The organism is Dyella sp. NPDC103356, assembly GCF_055584465.1.
Map to the genome: position 1 here is coordinate 428,941 of NZ_JBVJLZ010000001.1, position 18,823 is coordinate 447,763.

Consider the following 18,823-nt stretch of genomic DNA (forward strand, 5'->3'; position numbering starts at 1 on the left):
CGTTAAGCGAACTGCTTGAGGAAGCGCAGGTCGTTCTCGAAGAACGCGCGCAGATCGGACACGCCATAACGCAGCATGGCGAAGCGCTCGACACCCAGGCCGAAGGCAAACCCGGTGTAACGCTCCGGATCGATACCGCAATTCTTCAGCACGTTCGGATGCACCATGCCGCAGCCAAGCACTTCGAGCCAGCGCGTCGAGCCGTCTTCGGCATCCCAGCGGATATCCACCTCGGCCGACGGTTCGGTGAACGGGAAGTAGCTCGGACGGAAACGCATCTCGAAATCGCGCTCGAAAAACGCGCGGATGAATTCGGCCAGCGTGCCTTTCAGATCGGCAAAGCTGGAGGTCTCGTCGACCAGCAGGCCTTCGATCTGGTGGAACATCGGCGAATGGGTCTGATCCGAATCGCTGCGATAGACCTTGCCCGGCGCGATGATACGGATCGGCGGCTGCCGTCCCTGCATCGAGCGGATCTGCACCGGCGAGGTATGCGTGCGCAACAGTCGGCCGTCACCGAAATAGAAGGTGTCGTGCATGGCGCGCGCCGGATGATGCGGCGGGAAGTTCAGCGCCTCGAAATTGTGCCAGTCGTCTTCGATCTCCGGACCGTCGGCACGCTGGTAACCCAGGCGCGCAAAGATCGCGGCAATGCGCTCCAGCGCACGCGTGATCGGATGAATGCCGCCACGTTCGCCATCGCGACCCGGCAGCGAAATATCCAGGCGCTCGGAAGCCAGGCGACGGTCGAGCTCGGCCTGTTCCAGCGTAGCCTTGCGCGCGGCCAGGGCATCGGCGAGCTTTTCCTTGACGCGATTGACCTCGGCGCCGCGGCTCTTTTTCTCTTCCGGCGGCAACGCGCCCAGCGCCTTCAGGGCCGCGGTGACGATACCGCTCTTGCCCAGCAGCCCCACACGCAGCGCGTCGAGCGCGTCGAGCGATTCGGCCTTGTCGATTTCCGCCAGCGCCTGCGCGGCGCGGCTATCCAGATCGTCCATCGATGCGATCCCACAGGTGTCAGAAACGAAAACGGGGAGGAGGCGTTTGGCCTCCTCCCCGCTTGATTCACATCATATCGTCAGGCGCTTACACGCTTACGACGATCAAGCGGCCAGACTGGCCTTCGCCTTTTCTGCGATGGCGCCAAACGCCTTGATGTCGTGCACGGCGATATCGGCCAGCACCTTGCGGTCGACGGTGATACCAGCCTTGGCCAGACCGTTGATCAGGCGGCTGTACGACAGACCGAACTGACGCGCAGCAGCGTTGATACGGACGATCCACAGCGCGCGGAACTGACGCTTGCGCTGCTTGCGGCCGATGTAGGCGTACTGACCAGCCTTGATGACGGCCTGGTTGGCAACGCGGAAGACCTTGCGGCGGGCGTTGTAGTAGCCCTTGGCACGACCGATGATTTTCTTATGACGACGACGGGCGGTAACGCCACGCTTTACACGAGCCATGGTTTCCTCCTCGCCTTACAAGTACGGCAACATGCGTGCTACACCCTTGGTGTCGCAAGCTTTGACGTGGTTGGTAGCGCGCAGATTGCGCTTACGCTTGGTCGACTTCTTCGTCAGGATGTGTGACTTGAAGGCGTGACCGGCCTTGAACTTGCCGGATGCGGTCTTGCGAAAACGCTTCGCCGCCGCCCGGTTGGTCTTGATCTTGGGCATGGGAATGCTCCGTATTCAAAGTTTCTGACTGATCTGGCGGTGGCCTTGCGAGCCACTCTTTCCGTCCTGCCACAATCGGTTCACGGCCCTTCCATGTGGGCCGAACCGGCGATTATACGGGAACAGCAGTAAAGGGGAAAGAGTTAAGAGTAAAGAGGAAAAGCCTGGAGGCTTTCTCCCCTTTACCCTTTTCAGGCCGCATGCGGCCGGCTTTACCAAAACGACGAACGGCGCCCCAAAAGGCGCCGCACATCAACCACTTACCGAACCCGTTACTTCTTCTTGGGCCCGATCATCATCACCATCTGACGCCCTTCCAACCGCGGGAAGGACTCGATCTGTCCGTTCTCGCCGACGTCTTCCTGGATCTTCTTGGCCAGGTTCTGACCGAGGTCCTGGTGGGACATTTCGCGGCCGCGGAAGCGGATGGTGACCTTGACCTTATCGCCCTCTTCCAGGAAGCGCAGCATGTTGCGCAGCTTGATCTGGTAGTCGCCCACGTCCGTTACCGGGCGGAACTTAACTTCCTTGATCTCGACCTGCTTCTGCTTCTTCTTGGCAGCCTGGGCCTTCTTCTGGGCTTCGAACTTAAACTTGCCGTAGTCCATGATGCGGCAGACCGGCGGATCGCCGTTCGGCTGGATCTCCACGAGATCCATGCCCGCTTCCTCGGCCGCACGAAGCGCCTCGTCACGGGTGAGAATGCCAAGCTGCTCCATTTCCGGACCGATGACGCGCACGCGCGGCACGCGAATCTCATGGTTACGGCGGTTGCCCTTATTGTCGGTGGTAGCGATACCACTATCCTCCAGAGGAATGAAATTTCGTGACCCGGACGACGCTTAGCGCCGTCCTTCGGTCTCCAGGCGTTCGATAAAGGCGGCTAGCGGCATGCTGCCGAGATCCTCGCCCGAACGGGTACGCACAGAAACCGCCCCTGCTTCCTTCTCGCGATCACCGACCACAAGCAAGTAGGGGACTTTCTGCAACGTATGCTCCCGGATTTTATAGCCGACCTTCTCATTGCGCAAATCGGCGTGAACCCGGAAACCTTTACCGACAAGGGTTTGCGCCACTTCCCGGACATAATCGGCCTGGGCGTCGGTAATTGAGAACACCTGGGCCTGCACCGGAGCCAGCCATGCAGGCAGGTTTCCGGCATGGTGCTCGATCAGAATGCCGATAAAACGCTCCATCGAGCCCACGATAGCCCGGTGCAGCATGACCGGGTGCTTGCGCTGGCTGTGCTCGTCCACGTACTCGGCGCCCAGGCGCTCGGGCATCATGAAATCGACCTGCATGGTGCCAACCTGCCAGGCACGGCCGATCGAGTCCTTCATGTGGTACTCGATCTTGGGGCCGTAGAAGGCACCCTCGCCCGGCAGTTCCTCCCAGCTCACGCCAGCGGCGCCCAGCGCGGCGCGCAGGGCGTCCTCGGCGCGATCCCAGACCTCGTCGCTGCCGATGCGCTTGTCGGGGCGCAGGGCGATCTTCAGTGCAATGTCCTCGAAGCCGAAGTCGGCATAGACCTTCATCGCCTGGGCGTGGAAGGCCGTGACCTCCGATTCGATCTGTTCTTCCGTGCAGAAGATGTGACCGTCGTCCTGCGTGAAGGCGCGCACGCGCATGATGCCGTGCAGCGCACCCGAGGGCTCATTGCGATGGCAGCCGCCGAATTCGCCGTAGCGGATCGGCAGGTCGCGGTAGCTGTGCAGGTTCGTGTTGTAGATCTGCACGTGACCGGGGCAGTTCATCGGCTTGAGCGCATAGGTGCGCTTTTCCGACTCGGTAAAGAACATGTTTTCCTTGTAGTTGTCCCAGTGACCGGACTTCTTCCACAGGCTCACGTCCATGATCTGCGGGCCGCGCACTTCCTGGTAACCGCTGGCGCGGTACACGCCACGCACGTACTGCTCCACCGCCTGCCAGATCGCCCAGCCGTTCGGATGCCAGAACACCATGCCCGGCGATTCTTCCTGCTGATGGAAGAGATCGAGCGCCTTGCCGATCTTGCGGTGATCGCGCTTCTCGGCCTCTTCGAGCTGATGCAGATACGCCTTCAGATCCTTGTCACTCAGCCACGACGTACCGTAGATGCGCGTCAGCATTGCGTTGTTGGAATCGCCGCGCCAATAGGCGCCGGCTACCTTCATCAACTTGAAGGCGCGCAACTTGCCCGTATTGGGTACATGCGGGCCTCGGCACAGATCGGTGAACTCGCCCTGCGTGTACAGCGAAAGCTCCTCGTTCGAGGGAATGCTCTCGATGATCTCGGCCTTGTAGTTTTCGCCCAGCCCGCGGAAGAACGCCACCGCCTCGTCGCGCGATTTCACGCTGCGCGTCACGGGGATTTGTTCCTTGACGATCTTTTCCATCTCCGCCTCGATCTTGACCAGATCGTCAGGCGTGAACGGGCGCTCGTAGGCAAAGTCGTAGTAGAAGCCATTGTCGATCACCGGACCGATGGTCACCTGCGCGCCCGGGTACAGGCGCTGCACGGCCTGCGCCAGCAGATGCGCGGTGGAGTGGCGCAGGATATCCAGCGCCTCGGGGCTCTTCTCGGTAACGATTTCCAGGCTGGCGTCGTGATCGATCGGGAAACTGGCGTCCACCAGCTTGCCGTCGACCTTGCCGGCCAGGGTCGCCTTGGCCAGGCCCGCGCCAATCGAGGCGGCGACGTCCTGCACGGAGACGGGGTGATCGAAGGGGCGTTTGCTGCCGTCGGGTAGCGTGATCTCAATCATCGGTATGACCTGATATGTAGCGCGATGGCCCTTTGTAAAGGGCGAGTCTTACAGTTTCTGGAAAGGCTGCGCCGCATGCGGAATGCACAAAACACAGCCACAAAAAAAGGCGCCACGGCGCCCTTTGTCGTACACAAGGCGTGGCGGGCAAGCTCTTATTGGAAGTTGGTAGTTGCCATGTCGCACACTCGGCCGGCGCGTTGGCGCGGGCCACCCTTGGGTCCTGATGGTGAAAGTGATGAAAAACTAGTTTAGCGCGGTTTTTCTGTCAATCCGGCGACAGTCAAAATGGCTTGGCCAGCACCAGGTAAATAATGACCAGCACCAGCAGGATCGGCAGCTCGTTGAACCAGCGCAGCGAACGCGCCGTCGGCAGCGGGCCGCCAGCCGCACTGCGCTTGAGCATGCGTCCGGTCCAGATGTAGTAGATGAACAGCACAACGACCAGGCCCAGCTTGGCGTGCAGCCAACCGCCGGCGATGTGGAAGTACAGCCACAGCGTCAGGCCGAAGATGAAAGCCAACCCGAACATCATGTGGCCGAACTTGTAGAGCCGGCGCCCCATCAACTCCAGGCGCGCCCTTACCGAGGGTTCCTGACCGGCCTCGGCCAGATTGACCAGGATGCGCGGTAGATAGAACACCGCAGCGACCCAGGACATCACGAACAGCACGTGCAAGCTCTTGACGATGAAATAAGCCATCAGACGCTCCCTCGGTGGAAACAAAAACGGCGCGAACCCTGGGGCCGCGCCGTTTCGTCGGTATTGGTGGGCGGTACAAGGATCGAACTTGTGACCCCTACCATGTCAAGGTAGTGCTCTACCGCTGAGCTAACCGCCCGTGAGCCGCGCAATATAGCAAAGGGGTCTGGGGGCATTCAAGCTTTTTTTGGCTCCAGCAACGCCGCCGCCTTCACCTCGAGAGCGACTTCAATCGCGACAAGAAGTTGCCACTGAGGCACAGTTGTCGCGATTGAAGAAACCCTTCCTACTCGTCATCCCGGCGAAGGCCGGGACCCATTCCTCGGCGCAGACGCTCGCCACGCATTGCCTGACGAGCGAAGGCTGAGGAATGGGTCCCGGCCTTCGCCGGGACGACGATGAGAACTGAGGGTATTCGGGGTTCTCTGACGTCGCTCCCACAGAAAAGCGGGTCAGCTCCCTCGCAACGCGTGCTCCCGCAACTTGCCGATCTTGTCTCGCAGACGCGCTGCATCCTCGAACTCCAGATTCTCGGCGTGCTTGTACATCTGCGCCTCGAGCTTCTTGATCATGTTGGATGCCTCGCTGGAACTGAGCGCAGCGTACTCGGCGCCCTCTTCCGCCACCGCCATCCGCCCGCGGCCCGACTTGCCACGCCCGCGACTGTTCGCGCCTTCGCTGCGCGCACCTTCCATGATGTCGGCGATACGCCGCACCACCGACTGCGGCGTGATGCCATGTTCTTCGTTATACGTCACCTGCTTTTCGCGGCGGCGCGCGGTTTCGTCCATCGCCGCCTGCATCGAACGGGTGATGTTGTCGGCATAGAGAATCGCCTTGCCACGTACATTGCGCGCCGCACGGCCGATGGTCTGAATCAGCGAACCGGTCGAACGCAGAAAGCCTTCCTTGTCCGCGTCCAGAATCGCCACCAGCGACACCTCGGGCATGTCCAGGCCTTCGCGCAGCAGGTTGATGCCGACCAGCACGTCGAACTCGCCCAGGCGCAGGTCGCGGATAATTTCCACGCGCTCGACCGTCTCGATATCCGAGTGCAGATAACGCACCTTGATGTTGTGCTCGCCGAGGTACTCGGTGAGATTCTCGGCCATGCGCTTGGTCAGCGTAGTGACCAGCACACGATCGCCCATCGCCACGCGCTTGTGCACTTCGCTGAGCAAATCGTCGACCTGCGTGCGCACCGGCCGTACTTCGACTTCCGGATCGATCAGGCCCGTCGGGCGCACCACCAGTTCGACCACGGCATCGCCGGAATGCTGCAACTCGTAATCGCGCGGCGTCGCGGAGACGTAGATCGAACGCGGTGCGCGACGCTCCCATTCCTCGAAACGCAAAGGCCGGTTATCCATCGCCGACGGCAGGCGAAAACCGAACTCCACCAGCGTCTCCTTGCGCGAGCGGTCGCCCTTGTACATCGCACCCAGCTGCGGAATGGTGACATGCGACTCGTCCACCACCAGCAAGGCATCGGCCGGCAGATAATCGAACAGGGTCGGCGGCGGCTCGCCCGGCGCGCGGCGCGTCAGATGTCGAGAGTAATTCTCGATGCCCTGGCAGTAACCGACCTCGGCCATCATCTCCACGTCGAAACGCGTGCGCTGATCCAGGCGCTGCGCCTCGACCAGCTTGTTGTCCTTGTAGAGCTGCTCCAACCGATCCTTCAGCTCGACCTTGATCGTCTCGATCGCGTTGAGCACGCTTTCGCGCGTGCTCGCGTAGTGCGTACGCGGATACACCGTGTAACGCGGCACCTTGCGAATCGTCTCACCAGTCAGTGGATCGAACAGCGCCATGTTTTCCACTTCACCATCGAACAATTCGATGCGCAGCGCTTCGGTTTCCGATTCGGCCGGAAACACGTCGATCACCTCGCCGCGCACGCGATAGGTACCGCGACGCAATTCCATCTCATTGCGGCTGTACTGCAATTCAGTCAGCTGACGGATCAACGCCCGCTGGTCGATGCGCTCGCCCTTGGCCAGGATCAGGCGCAGCGACAGATAATCTTCCGGATCACCGAGACCATAAATAGCCGATACGGTCGCGACGATCAATGAGTCCTTGCGCGACAACAGCGCCTTGGTCGCCGCCAATCGCATCTGCTCGATGTGCTCGTTGATCGAGGCGTCCTTCTCGATAAACGTGTCGGACGCGACCACGTAGGCTTCGGGCTGGTAGTAGTCGTAGTAGCTGACGAAGTACTCCACCGCATTGTGCGGAAAGAACTCCTTGAACTCGCCATACAGCTGCGCGGCCAGCGTCTTGTTTGGCGCCAGCACAATGGTCGGCCGCTGCACCTGCTCGATCATGTTGGCAATGGTGAAGGTCTTGCCTGAGCCGGTCACGCCCAGCAGCGTCTGCGCCGCCAGGCCGGCCTGGAAGCCTTCGACCAGGCGTTTGATCGCCTGCGGCTGGTCGCCGGCGGGCTTATACGGAGAAACGAGCTGGAAACGGTCAGTCATGGCAGCCCATATGCGGTCAGATACATGCATTTTAAATTCCCCCTGCTGACAACCCTTGTCAGCAGAGGATGAGGACTCGCTCACGCAGCAGACGGCAGCCACCATCGTTCCGGGCACCTAGTATGTCCGCCCATGGCGAAGCAACGCTTATCCCATCGAAGTCGTAGCCATGGCGTGACCTTCGTCGAAATGGTTCTGGCGCTGGCCTTGCTGGCTGTCCTGACCTGCGCCGCTATACCTTCCTTTGCCCAGCTGCTGGCGCGCGAGCGGCTGACTGCCGCACAAACCGACCTGATGGCAAGCCTGCACTATGCACGGGAGCAAGCCAATCGCAGCGGCCGGCGAACGATCGTATGTCCCAGCCTGGACGGACAGCACTGCGAACACACCTCCCGATGGGAACGTGGCTGGATTGCCGGCTACGCCGAGCGGCACGCCAACCCCGGCCGCATTCAGGGAGATCCGTGGCATGTACGCGCAGGCCATCCCGATCTGCGCATGACCGGCTCACAAGGGCGCCGGTCCGTGGTTTTCAGGGCCCGAGGCCATGCAAGCGGCAGCAATATCGGTGTCCTGATTTGCGATCGGAAGCGAGCCGAACCGGCGTTACAGATCTTTGTCTCGAACTCCGGCCGCATTCGCGGGGCCCGGGCTACGGCCGAAGCGACGGAGACCTGCCGCCATGACGAATGAGCCCGGCATCAAACCACGTGGCCCATCAATGCGTCGATGTCACCGTGACCGGCACCGTGATACTTGTGCCCGAGGCACCCGCATAAAAAACGATCAAGGTGGCCGATTGGTCGCCGGTAAAGCCGCGGTGCGCGTTGTCGACCATTTCGGGCAGGACCTGGCCCGCGCGAATCGCCTGCTGCTGACCGTTGTCACGGCGCTGAACCGTCAACTCGCCGCTCAGCACATAGGCCGCGTTGATCACCGGGTGGTAGTGCCAGGCCAAGGTGCTATGCGGCGGAATATAGATCCGCAGCACGGTGACCTCCGGCTGCCCCGAGGGATAGGCCTTGTAGAGCGTTCCATCCCAGGATTTCGTCGTTTTCAGCAGCGTTTCCGATACGGCATCTGCTGCCCCGCTCGGCTGAACAAGCATCAGTCCCGCGACCAGCCCTGCACTCATCCGGATTCGACGCCCGATCGCCCCTGCCTGTGTCATGCCCTGCCCCTTTGTTGAATCACACGATGCGCAGACTCTAGCTGTCACCCTGTGCATTGAACGCAGACAGACAAAGCAAAAGGCCGCGATCGCTCGCGGCCTTTTGCTGAATATGGCGCCCGAAGTTGGACTCGAACCAACGACCCCCTGATTAACAGTCAAGTGCTCTAACCAGCTGAGCTATTCGGGCGGGGAGCTGCGTATTCTGCGAAAAGGGGTCGGGGCTGTCAAGCCGACCGACCCTAACTTTTTCAGCTGGCCAGCACCTTGTAGCAAGGCACGTAGGCCGTGCCACCAGGAAGCTTCATGCGGTGCTGAACCACGAAAGCCTTCAGCAGCTCGTCCAGCGCGCGCATGATGTCGGCCTCGCCGTCGATCTGGAACGGGCCTTCCTGCTCGATGGCGCGGATGCCCTCTTCCTTCACATTGCCGGCCACGATGCCGGAAAAGGCACGCCGCAGGTCCGCGGCCAGCTCGTGACGCGGGCGGTCGCGGCGGATCGCCAGCGAACGCATGGCTTCGTGGGTCGGCCTGAACGGCACCTGGAAGGCGAACGGAATACTCAAGGACCAGTTGAAGAAGAACGCGTCCTTGTTGTCGAGGCGGTAGTTACGCACCTTCTCGATACCACGCACCATCGCCCGCGCCACCGCGGCCGGGTCGTCGACGATGATCTGGTAGTGCTGCGCCACTTCGTCGCCAAGGGTCAGGCGCAGGAAGCGGTCGATCTGCTCGAAATACGCGGCGGACTGCTTCGGGCCGGTAAAGATCAGCGGGAACGGAATGCCGGCGTTGTCCGGGTGCAACAGGATGCCGAGCAGATAGAGGATTTCTTCCGCCGTGCCCACGCCGCCTGGGAACACGATGATGCCGTGGGAGATGCGCACGAAGGCTTCGAGGCGCTTCTCGATGTCCGGCATGATCACCAGGTTGTTGACGATCGGGTTCGGCGACTCGGCAGCAATGATGCCCGGTTCGGTGATGCCGATATAGCGATTGTGCTTGCGGCGCTGCTTGGCGTGCGCGATCGTCGCGCCCTTCATCGGCCCCTTCATCGCGCCCGGGCCGCAACCCGTGCAGATGTCGGCGCCGCGCAGGCCGAGCTGATAGCCCACCTGCTTGGTGTATTCGTATTCGTCGCGCGAGATCGAATGACCGCCCCAGCACACCACCAGGTTCGGATCGATCTGCGGCTTGAGAATGCGCGCATTGCGCAGAATCTCGAACACGGCATGGGTCAGGCCCACGGTATCGTCGAGATCGAAACCGCCCTGCTCCAGCTGTGTCGACACGTAGACAATATCGCGTACCACGGCCACCAGCAGCTCGTTGATACCCCGAATGATCTGCCCGTCGACAAACGCCTGTGCCGGCGCATTCGACAGCTCGATCTTGATACCACGGTCCTGCTGCAGCACCTGGATGTCGAAATCCGGGAACTGCTCGAGAATGCCACGCGGGTCGTCGCTCATGCTGCCCGAGGTCAACACCGCCAGCGCGCAGCGGCGCAGCAGCATGTGCATGCCCGAACCGCTGGCATTGCGCAGGCGCGCCACTTCGTTGCGGGAAAGAATATCCAGGCCACCGGCGGGCGAAATGCGCGCGCTGACGGTACCGGCCCGACCGGCCTTGCCGGCTTGTACTGCATTCATCACTTCATCTCCTAGGCCGCGCCCTCGCGGCTTTCTCGTCCGTAAACTTTTTCTTGGCGGACCGCTTAGCTTCTCGCGCCAGGGGCGGCACGGTCAAGCCAAAAAAAAGGCCGGCACCCTTGCGGGTACCGGCCTGTCGAAGCTTCTTCGCAAGCTTTTGCTTAGAAGGTGTACTTCACCGTCAACAGGACGGACCAGCGCTGGGCCAGGTCGTCGTTGTTGTTGATGTAGGTCGGGACTTCCTTGGGCGAGTACTTGCCACCCTGGTTGTAGTTGGCGCAGGTCGCCGGCTTGCCGGTGCAATCGATGTTGTAGATGTACTTGCCGGTGACCGGATCGATGCCGTAGTAGTCGGCCAGGAAGCGACCACCCGGGAACGTCACGCGCTTCTCGATGCCCCACTTCTTGTTCAGCAGGTTCGTGAAGTTGTAGACGTCCAGCTTGATCACGCCCTTGTTGCCCTTGAACAGGCCCGGGATCTCCTGGCTGAAGCTCAGGTCGATCTGGTTGATCCAGCCGGCGCGGTCGCCATTACGCTGGGCTACCTGGCCCTGGTGGTCGCGCAGGTAGTCGTTCTTCTGAATGTACTGATAGAACTGATCAACCAGCGCTTGGGAGGTACCCGGACGGAACTCGACCTCACCCGGACGCGGGATATAGACCAGATCGTTGCTATAGCCGTCGCCGTTGGCATCGTTACCGAAGGCCCAGCTGTACGGCGCGGCCGAGTGGCCGTCGTAGAACAGGCTGGCCGAGGTGACGTAGTCGCCGAAGAACGCATGCTGCCAGTTCAACGAGGCGATCACGCGACGCGGGATCGAGTAGTTGGACGGGCTGGCGACGTTCTCGTTGGAGTTGTAGACGTAGTTGTTGGAGTAGTTCGAGTTCGCCACCGAGGACGTACCCGGATTCACTTCCGTCGCATGGCTCCAGGTGAAGCCGACCATGCCCGACCAGTCGTTCGAGAAGGCCTTCTTCAACGACAGCGAGATGCTGTCCGACTTGCCCTTGCCGGTGTTGTCCAGGTTGATGTTTGAACCGGAGAACGCCGGATTGGCGTTGGCGCGAACCTTCTGATTCTTCGCGTTCGGATCACCGGTGAGCGCGTAGTACGAAGCGCGACCGTCCGGCGTCAGGCGCGTGGGCGCACCGAGATTGAAGTTCTGGAACCATACGGCATCGCGTGCATCGATATGCAGCCAGTCGGCGGTGGCGACCAGACCCCACCACGGCAGTTCCTTGTCGATACCCAGGCTCACCTTCCACGCGGTCGGGATACGCCAGCCCGGCGAGATCGTGTTGACGGTCATCTGACCGCCATTGGTGCGGCCATCCGGCTGGTTATGCGCATCCGGACTGAACGGCGGCATCGCCGCCGCCGTGTTGCAAGGCGCCGCCTGTGTCGGGCCGCAGGTGAACTGCGTCTGCGTCACACCGGAGTTGGAGAAGATATTGCCCAGCCACACGCCCGGCTGGTTCGTCACGAACAGGCCCGCGCCGCCGCGCAGCTGAGTCATGTGCTCGGTGTCGAAGTTGTAGTTGAACGACAGACGCGGCTGAATGACGCGGTTGCCATTGATCGTGGTCTGATTCGTGCCGCCGAACGTGCTGGCGTACTTGGCGTTGTACAACGGCTTGTCGTCCATCAGCGGGATATCGACACGCACGCCGTACTGCAACGACAGGTTGTTGGTGACCTGCCAGGTGTCCTGCAGGAACACGCCCCACTGGTTCAGGCTGTAACGCGCGGCGACATCGCCAAGCGACAGGCCGTTGGCGGGACGGTTATAGGTGTATCGCCAGTAGTTGCCGGAGGCAAAGTTCTGCAAGCCGGTGGTGGCGCCGTTGTTGAGGTCTTCGAAGGTGTAGCTACCGAAGGCACCTTGCAGGAACAGGTTGTAGTACTTGTCCTTCTCGAAGTCGACGCCGAACTTCAGGTTGTGTTCGCCGAGGAACAGCGTACCGGCCCAAGCCGCATTCAGGGTTTTCACCTGGAGCACGTTGGCCTGCGTGGAAAACTCGGTACCGAACTCCACCGCCGGACCGCTGAAGCTCACCGGATAGACGGTGATGTCAGGCATGTCCACGCCGTTGTACGGGTCGCGATTCTGCTTGAAGTCCGCATACGAGACCGTGGTGTCGGACGAGAACGCATCGTTCCAATCGTCGTAGAAATGCAGCGCGTAGCTCTTGTTGTTGACCGAAGTCTTGTACCAGCCGCTCGACAGCACCAGCTTGGTCGTGCTGCCGGTGATGATCGGCTTGTTTTCCTTGGTCTGGCTATAGGTAAAGCTGGCGCGATGGTTGTCGGCGATGTTCCAGTCGATCTTGCCGAGGTAGCGCTTGTCGGTCAGGTTGGAATTACCGCCGCCGATCGAACCCAGGTCCTGGGTAATGCCGACCTGCCTGGCGATCTGACGGATCTGATCCACCTGCGCGGTGGTCAGGCCCTTGATCTTGGTGCCGGCATTGGAATCTTCCGGACCGAACGGGCTACCCGCGCCGATCTGGGTGCTCTTTTCGACCAAACCGAAGAAGAACAGCTTGTCCTTGATGATCGGACCACCGAACGTTGCGCCGCCCGTCCAGGTGCGGTCGAAGCCCTGGTACTTAACGTCGTTCTCGTTCTTGCCGATCATGTTCTGGTTCTGGAACGCGTAGTACACAGAACCGTGGAAATCGTTGGTGCCGCTCTTGGTGACCGCGTTGATGTTCGCGCCCACGCCGCGACGGGTGCCCACGTCGTAGTTCGCCGGCGAGATGTTGTATTCCTCGATGGCGTCCTGCGAGATCGGCGTGCCGAGCGTCGGCAGGCCGTTGGCGTTCAGGCCGAACGGATCGTTCGCGCTGACCGAGTCGACAGTGATGTTGTTGTAGCGGCTGTTCTGGCCGGCGAGCGAAATTTCGCCACGCGCGCGATCGGTAATGGTAATGCGCGGATCGAGGCGCACGATGTTCTGGATCGAGCGGCCCGGCGTCGGTGTGGCTTCGAGTTCACGACGCGAGACGTTGGTCGCCAGACCCTTGTTGTCCGGCGTGAAGGTCTGCGACAGCGAATTGGCCGAGACGGTGATGCCCTGCAATTCCTTCGCCGCTTCCGCGTGCGCGCCGCTCAGCGTGATGTTGACGGCAGTATCGGCAGCCAGCTGCAGGTAGACGCCATCCTGTTCGCTCTGCTGACCATCCTTGTCGACCTTGATGTCGAACGGACCGCCCACGCGCAGACCTTGCGCGGAGTAGCGGCCGCTGGCATCGGTCTGGGTGGTCTTGGTCGTGCCCGACGGGGCGTGCACGATCTGGACATTGGCGCCGACGACCGGCTGGCCGCTCGCGTCGAGGACGCGGCCGCTCACGGAAGAGGAAGTGTCCTGCGCAAGCACCGGCGACGAGGCCAGAAGCGCGGTAATAGCTAACGGCAGCACTTTCGTGCGGAGACGAAGATTCATTGAGAGATAACCCCTTAAGATTCGCAACAAAAAACCGTGGGGCCAGCTCCGGAGATCCCGTGTCTCCTCGCCATAAAGCTTAAGTGGCTGATTCCCCTAATTTTATTTGACGCTTACCGCAGCCACACACCGCAGCCGGCGCAAGAACGTCCGGGCAACTGTAGTCGTAGCATATTACAGTTTCGTAACTTTTTGACGCAATTCTCACATCGACACCTCAAGTTCTTGCTGTCAAAAGAAAAAAAAACCGGCCCCTCGCGGGACCGGCTTTGGTGTCGGAGCTGGGCGAGGCTTTGACGCCCCGCCCTTGTCGCAGATGGTGCTTAGAAGAACGAAGCGCCCACGGTGATCATGAACGTGCGCGGCTCAAGCAACGAGTACGTCGGCAACGTGGTGAACAGCTTGTCGCCATTGGCATCGCGGATCGTGCCCGAGGCCAGCGTCGCCGAGTTGGTCGCATACGTCAGCGCATGCTTGTCGGTGATGTTGGCGAAGTTGAGCTTGATGTACGGGCTGCGGAACCAGGTCGAGAAGTCGTCGAAGTGGTAACCGGTGTTGAAGTTGAAGGTGGTGTAGCCACCGTTCTTCTCCGTGTTCATGAAGTCGCCGTAGAACGAACCGTGGAAGCTCGCGCCGAGGCTGGCCCAGAACGGACCATTGTCGTAGCTCAGGACCAGGTGGCCGATGTTGCGCGGCGCATTGATCATGTCCTTGCCGATGGTCGGATAGACACCGTCGTCACCCGCGTTGAAGTTGCTCTCGAGCTTGGACTGCGTGTAGGTGTACGAACCGTACAGCTTGAAGTTCGTGAGGAACTTGATGCTGGCTTCGGCATCGAAACCCTGCTGCTTCACGCGGCCGATCTGGGTCGAGTAGCTCTCGCCGGTATCCTGGTCGAAGCCGTTGACCACGCGGTTGCTGAAGTTGGCGCGGTAGATCTCGGCGCTGGCCGAGAACGTGTCGTTATAGAAGCGCCAGCCCAGGTCGTTGTTCCACGACTGCTCGGGCTTGTTCGACGGGCGACCGGTAACCAGGTTCAGCGACACCGAGGTGTTCTGCGGGGCGCGGTAGGTTTCGCCCACGCCGTAGAACAGCTGGTTGTTCTCGTCGATCTGGTACTTGATGCCCAGCGCCGGCGTGACCTTGTGGTAATCGCGGTCGAAGTTGCCGCCGAAGCCCGGCGGATTGAAGCCACCCTGGTTGCCCGGGTACTCATACGCAAAACCCGAACGCTCGGCGTGCAGGTATGCCGCGCCCAGCTGGAAGGTCCACTGGTCGGTCGGGGTCCAGGTGTCGGTGACGAAGACCTTTTCGTTTTCGGTCTTGGTGAACTCGTTGTACAACGACTGAATCTGGCCGTTGGGGTAGTAGACGTAGTTCGAATCGCCCCAGACGTTGTCCGGCGTGCCGGTCAGGTAACTGGCCGTGCTGTACGGTTCGCCCTGCTCCTGACGCGTGCGCTCATACCACAGGCCGTACTCGAGGCTGTTGTTCATGCTCAAGTCCTGATTGAACTTGAACAGGATGCCCGGACGGTACGTGGTGCTCTTGCTGAAGGAGTAAACCAGAGCCTTCTTGCCGTTCGGGCCGGTGACGATCGCGCCGTCCTGGTTCAAATCCTGGTTCGCGTTCTCGTTCTGGTTCTGCTTGACGTTGGTGGTTTCGGCAAAGAAGCTGCTGCCGCCGCCCGAACCGCCATCGCCGTACTGGAAGTACGGGACCACCGACAGACGCAGGTTGTCAGCCAGCTTGAACTCGCCGTCCAGGCTGAACATGTAGTTGGTGAAATTGTTGAGGTGCAGACCGTAGTAGTTCGTGTCGGCCGACTTGGGCTTGTAGGTGTCGTCCCAGTCCAGGAAGTAATTACTCTGCTCCTGGGCCTTGGTCAGGAAACGGTACTGGTCGCGGGTTTCGCGGTTGTACTGCAGCGAGGCGCTGACCGAGTTGTTGTCGTCGATCGTCCACAGCGCCTTGCCGTCGACCTTGCGGATTTCCAGGTCGCCCTCACCGCGCCACTTGTCGACCTTGTTGTCCGAGAACGAGATCCACGAACGGACCGGACCGAGGTCGCCGGTGTTCAGGCGAACAAACGTGCGGTGGTAATCATGCGAGCCGTAGGACTCGGTGATGTCCACGCCGGCCTTGTGCGACGGATCGATCGTTGCCCAGGCGATGTGGCCACCGGCGGCGCCCGCATCGGGCATGTCCAGGTCCGGCGTGCCCTGCAGCACGGTGATGTCGCCGACGTTTTCCGAGTCGCCGTATTCGCTGGCGAACACGGCGTAGCTGCCGGAGTCGTTGATGGGCGCGCCGTTGACCGTCACGCCGATTTCGTTCGACTGGAAGCCGCGGATCGAGTAGTTGCCGTCCGACAGGCCGGTGACGTCGTCGGTCGACGAGTTCACGCCCGGGATGGTCGAGATCAGCTGAGTGAAGTTGCTGCCGGGGCCCGCCTTGACGATGGCATCGCGGGTAATCGTCGACACCGCCTTGGGCGCCGTCTGCACCGACATCAGGCCACCGCCGAGCGACAGCGAATCAGCACTGACCTGCACCGCACTGAGCTGCTGCACGCTACGCAGCGTCGCATTGTCGTTGGTGGTGTTGGAGGTGCTCGACGCATTGGCGTTGCCACGCTGAGCGGCAACCGTGCCGACAGCCGGCTTGCGACCGCTCTGCGTATTTTGATCGGCAGCATCCTGAGCCACCGCCATGCTGGCGGACATAGCGAAGACAACGGCGATTGCCATAGAAAGATGGGTTCGTTTCATTTTTTAAGTCCGACATTCCAAGGTGGTTGAATTAGCCGGCCGCAACTCTCGGCCGAATGCGCGGAATGAGCTGATGCCCCTCGCCAGAAGGGAACCCTGTCGCATTCATGCAAGCCCAAACCTATTGCAGACCTCAAAGCGCCCAAAGGCCGCCCTACAAAGCCTCGCAAGTATTTGCAAGTAAACGTAATTTCATGCCGTTTAACGTAATTTTAAACGTTTATTCCGGGCGTAAAAAAACCCGATCAGTGACGATCAGGCATGAACTTACGAATTTAGCTTCCCACTCCGTAATTCCAATTCCCTATAAATCGGAAATCACGGCCGCGCTTTGCAATTACACTACCATGGTCACATACAAATTTGACAGTATCTTTACTACTGCGTCACGCGTCACAGGGGGCAGGAACCTACCCCCATATCGCGAAAGCTAACGCTTATTCCGCGGCCTTGCCGAGATAACGTGCGCGCTTGGCCGGCTTGAGGTTGTCCAGGTCCAGCATGACCAGGCCGTCCACGCAGCCCGAGAAGCCAGGGTCTTCACCGAAGCCAAGGAACTGCACGCCTTCGGGTTCGACCAGGTCGACATACTGGCGATACAGCACCGGCAGGCTCACACCCAGCGCATCCAGATGATGCTTGAGCTTGCCCAGGCCAGCGGTGGAGTCCAGGCCCTCGAGCGCGTGGCGCACCAGGTCGATGACGTCCTGCGATACCACGAACGGCTGGCGCGCCGAAGCCAGCCCGGATACGCCGAAGTAATGCTGATAGGCCGCGGCAATCCACTCGCGCGCCTCGCGCGGCAGGTTGACCGACATGCTGACCGGACCGAACAGGTAGCGCAGCTCCGGATGGCGTTGCAGATACAGGCCGATGCCCTGCCACAGCTGGTCGAGCGCACGCGAGCGCCAATAGGCCGGCGCGATGAAGCTGCGCCCCAGCTCCAGGCCCTGCGCCAGGCGCGATTCCAGTGCCGGCGAGTAATGGAACAGGCTGGACGTATAAAGCCCTGCCATGCCGCGTTCGCCAATCAGGCGACCACCGTGACCGAAACGATACGAACCCACGACGTGCAGGGCCTTCGGGTCCCACAGCACCAGGTGCTCGTAATGCGGATCGTACGCGTCGAGGTCGCGGCGTGCGCCGGTACCCTCGCCCACCTTGCGGAAGGTCAGCTCGCGCAGGCGGCCAATCTCGCGCAGCACGGCGCTGTCGGCTGCGCCCTTGAATAGCAGGATCTGCTTACCGTCGTTGAGATCGGCCAGCTTTTCAGCCTGAGCCGCTAGCTCGGCGACGATGCGCTCCGTAGGCTCCGGATGCGCCAGCGGCGCCTGGCCACCGAAGATCAGGCCACGGCGGCGACCGATGCGATACACATGGCGACGCATCAGCTTGGCGGCTTGTTCGGGCGAACCGCCGCTGCGCTCGTTCAACTCTTCCGCGTCGATCAACTTGCCCACACTGAAGGCGATACGGCGCTTCATGCGCGACACCGCTTCGCGCGGCAACATCGCTGTGCTGAGCGGCTTGGCCAGCATCGACACGCCATAGAACATGGCCGAATTGCGCGCGGCCACATGGACCGGCAACACCGGTACCTTGGTGCGCAGCGCCAGACGCGCGAATCCATCGGACCAACGTCCGTCACGCACACCCGCCGGCCCCATGCGCGACACTTCGCCGGCCGGGAACACGATCAAGGCTTCGCCGCGGTCCAGGGCGCGATAGACGTCCCGCAGGCGCGACGTGGCGCCCTTGCCGAACACGTCGACCGGCAACAGCAGCTTGTTCAGCTGCGGAATCATGGTCAGCCAGTCGTTGGCCAGGATGCGCACATCACTGCGTACCGAGCCGACCATCTGCAACAGCGCCAGGGCATCGAGCATGCCCAGCGGGTGATTGGCAACGATAAGCACGCCGCCTTCGAGCGGGATGTTCTCGCGCTCGCGCGGATTGATCCGGTAACTGGTGCCGAGCACGTCCAGGGCGCGCTCGACATAGTCGAAGCCCTCGAACGCCGCGCAGTGTTCCATGGTCCGGTTAAAACCGGCCTCGTCAGCCAAGCGACCCAACATGCCTGCCATGGGGCGACGGATTTTGGGATGCTGGGCCAGCCAGGGCAGACGTTCTGTAAGTGTCTGTTCAATGCTGAGCATGACCGCCTCCTTAAGGACTAT

At 61.1% G+C, this 18,823-nt stretch carries 13 protein-coding genes and 2 tRNA genes; 1 reads left to right on the plus strand and 14 read right to left on the minus strand.

Translation table 11 applies throughout. The annotated features are described in order from the left end of the window. Positions 1–2 precede the first annotated feature (2 nt). The 8 genes from pheS to uvrB all read right to left on the minus strand — a co-directional run bounded on the left by pheS (position 3) and on the right by uvrB (position 7,606). Positions 3–998, minus strand: coding sequence for a phenylalanine--tRNA ligase subunit alpha (pheS, locus tag ACZ6WW_RS01875; protein ID WP_465272727.1), 996 nt, complete (start codon positions 996–998; stop codon positions 3–5). 105 nt (positions 999–1,103) lie between these two features. Continuing rightward, a complete protein-coding gene (gene rplT / locus ACZ6WW_RS01880; RefSeq protein ID WP_017463630.1) occupies positions 1,104–1,463 on the minus strand; it encodes a 50S ribosomal protein L20 in 360 nt (119 codons plus the stop codon). Positions 1,464–1,478: 15 nt separating this feature from the next. Then, the gene (gene rpmI / locus ACZ6WW_RS01885) at positions 1,479–1,676 is read right to left on the minus strand and encodes a 50S ribosomal protein L35 (protein ID WP_019467379.1); all 198 of its coding nucleotides are present in this window, start codon (positions 1,674–1,676) and stop codon (positions 1,479–1,481) included. A 272-nt stretch (positions 1,677–1,948) separates the two neighbouring features. Next, positions 1,949–2,473, minus strand: coding sequence for a translation initiation factor IF-3 (gene infC / locus ACZ6WW_RS01890; protein ID WP_345781800.1), 525 nt, complete (start codon positions 2,471–2,473; stop codon positions 1,949–1,951). Positions 2,474–2,518: 45 nt separating this feature from the next. Further along, positions 2,519–4,420, minus strand: a complete 1,902-nt coding sequence (gene thrS / locus ACZ6WW_RS01895) for a threonine--tRNA ligase (RefSeq protein WP_465272728.1) — start codon at positions 4,418–4,420, stop codon at positions 2,519–2,521. 283 nt (positions 4,421–4,703) lie between these two features. Then, positions 4,704–5,126 carry a CopD family protein gene (locus ACZ6WW_RS01900; protein ID WP_465273002.1) on the minus strand — a complete coding sequence of 141 codons (423 nt, stop codon included), beginning with the start codon at positions 5,124–5,126 and terminating at the stop codon, positions 4,704–4,706. Positions 5,127–5,187: 61 nt separating this feature from the next. Further along, positions 5,188–5,262: transfer RNA gene (locus ACZ6WW_RS01905), tRNA-Val, on the minus strand. A 313-nt stretch (positions 5,263–5,575) separates the two neighbouring features. Continuing rightward, positions 5,576–7,606 carry an excinuclease ABC subunit UvrB gene (gene uvrB, locus ACZ6WW_RS01910; protein ID WP_465272729.1) on the minus strand — a complete coding sequence of 677 codons (2,031 nt, stop codon included), beginning with the start codon at positions 7,604–7,606 and terminating at the stop codon, positions 5,576–5,578. A 132-nt stretch (positions 7,607–7,738) separates the two neighbouring features. Between uvrB and ACZ6WW_RS01915 the strand changes: the two genes are divergently transcribed. Then, positions 7,739–8,299, plus strand: coding sequence for a GspH/FimT family pseudopilin (locus ACZ6WW_RS01915; RefSeq protein ID WP_465272730.1), 561 nt, complete (start codon positions 7,739–7,741; stop codon positions 8,297–8,299). 25 nt (positions 8,300–8,324) lie between these two features. On the opposite strand, the gene ACZ6WW_RS01920 is transcribed toward ACZ6WW_RS01915, so the two are convergent. From ACZ6WW_RS01920 to olsF, 6 genes are all read right to left on the minus strand, one after another. Next, positions 8,325–8,777 (minus strand): cupin domain-containing protein, encoded by a 453-nt coding sequence (locus ACZ6WW_RS01920; RefSeq protein WP_465272731.1) that lies wholly within the window; start codon positions 8,775–8,777, stop codon positions 8,325–8,327. A 113-nt stretch (positions 8,778–8,890) separates the two neighbouring features. Beyond that, positions 8,891–8,967: transfer RNA gene (locus tag ACZ6WW_RS01925), tRNA-Asn, on the minus strand. 61 nt (positions 8,968–9,028) lie between these two features. Further along, on the minus strand, positions 9,029–10,429 hold the full coding sequence (ppnN, locus tag ACZ6WW_RS01930) for a nucleotide 5'-monophosphate nucleosidase PpnN (protein WP_281852321.1): 1,401 nt from the start codon (positions 10,427–10,429) through the stop codon (positions 9,029–9,031). A gap of 161 nt (positions 10,430–10,590) precedes the next feature. Further along, positions 10,591–13,875, minus strand: a complete 3,285-nt coding sequence (locus tag ACZ6WW_RS01935; RefSeq protein ID WP_465272732.1) for a TonB-dependent receptor — start codon at positions 13,873–13,875, stop codon at positions 10,591–10,593. A gap of 323 nt (positions 13,876–14,198) precedes the next feature. Further along, positions 14,199–16,625, minus strand: coding sequence for a TonB-dependent receptor (locus tag ACZ6WW_RS01940; protein ID WP_465272733.1), 2,427 nt, complete (start codon positions 16,623–16,625; stop codon positions 14,199–14,201). 458 nt (positions 16,626–17,083) lie between these two features. Then, entirely contained in the window at positions 17,084–18,802 is a 1,719-nt protein-coding gene (gene olsF, locus ACZ6WW_RS01945; RefSeq protein ID WP_281852318.1) for a bifunctional ornithine lipid synthase OlsF, read from the minus strand. Positions 18,803–18,823 lie beyond the last annotated feature (21 nt).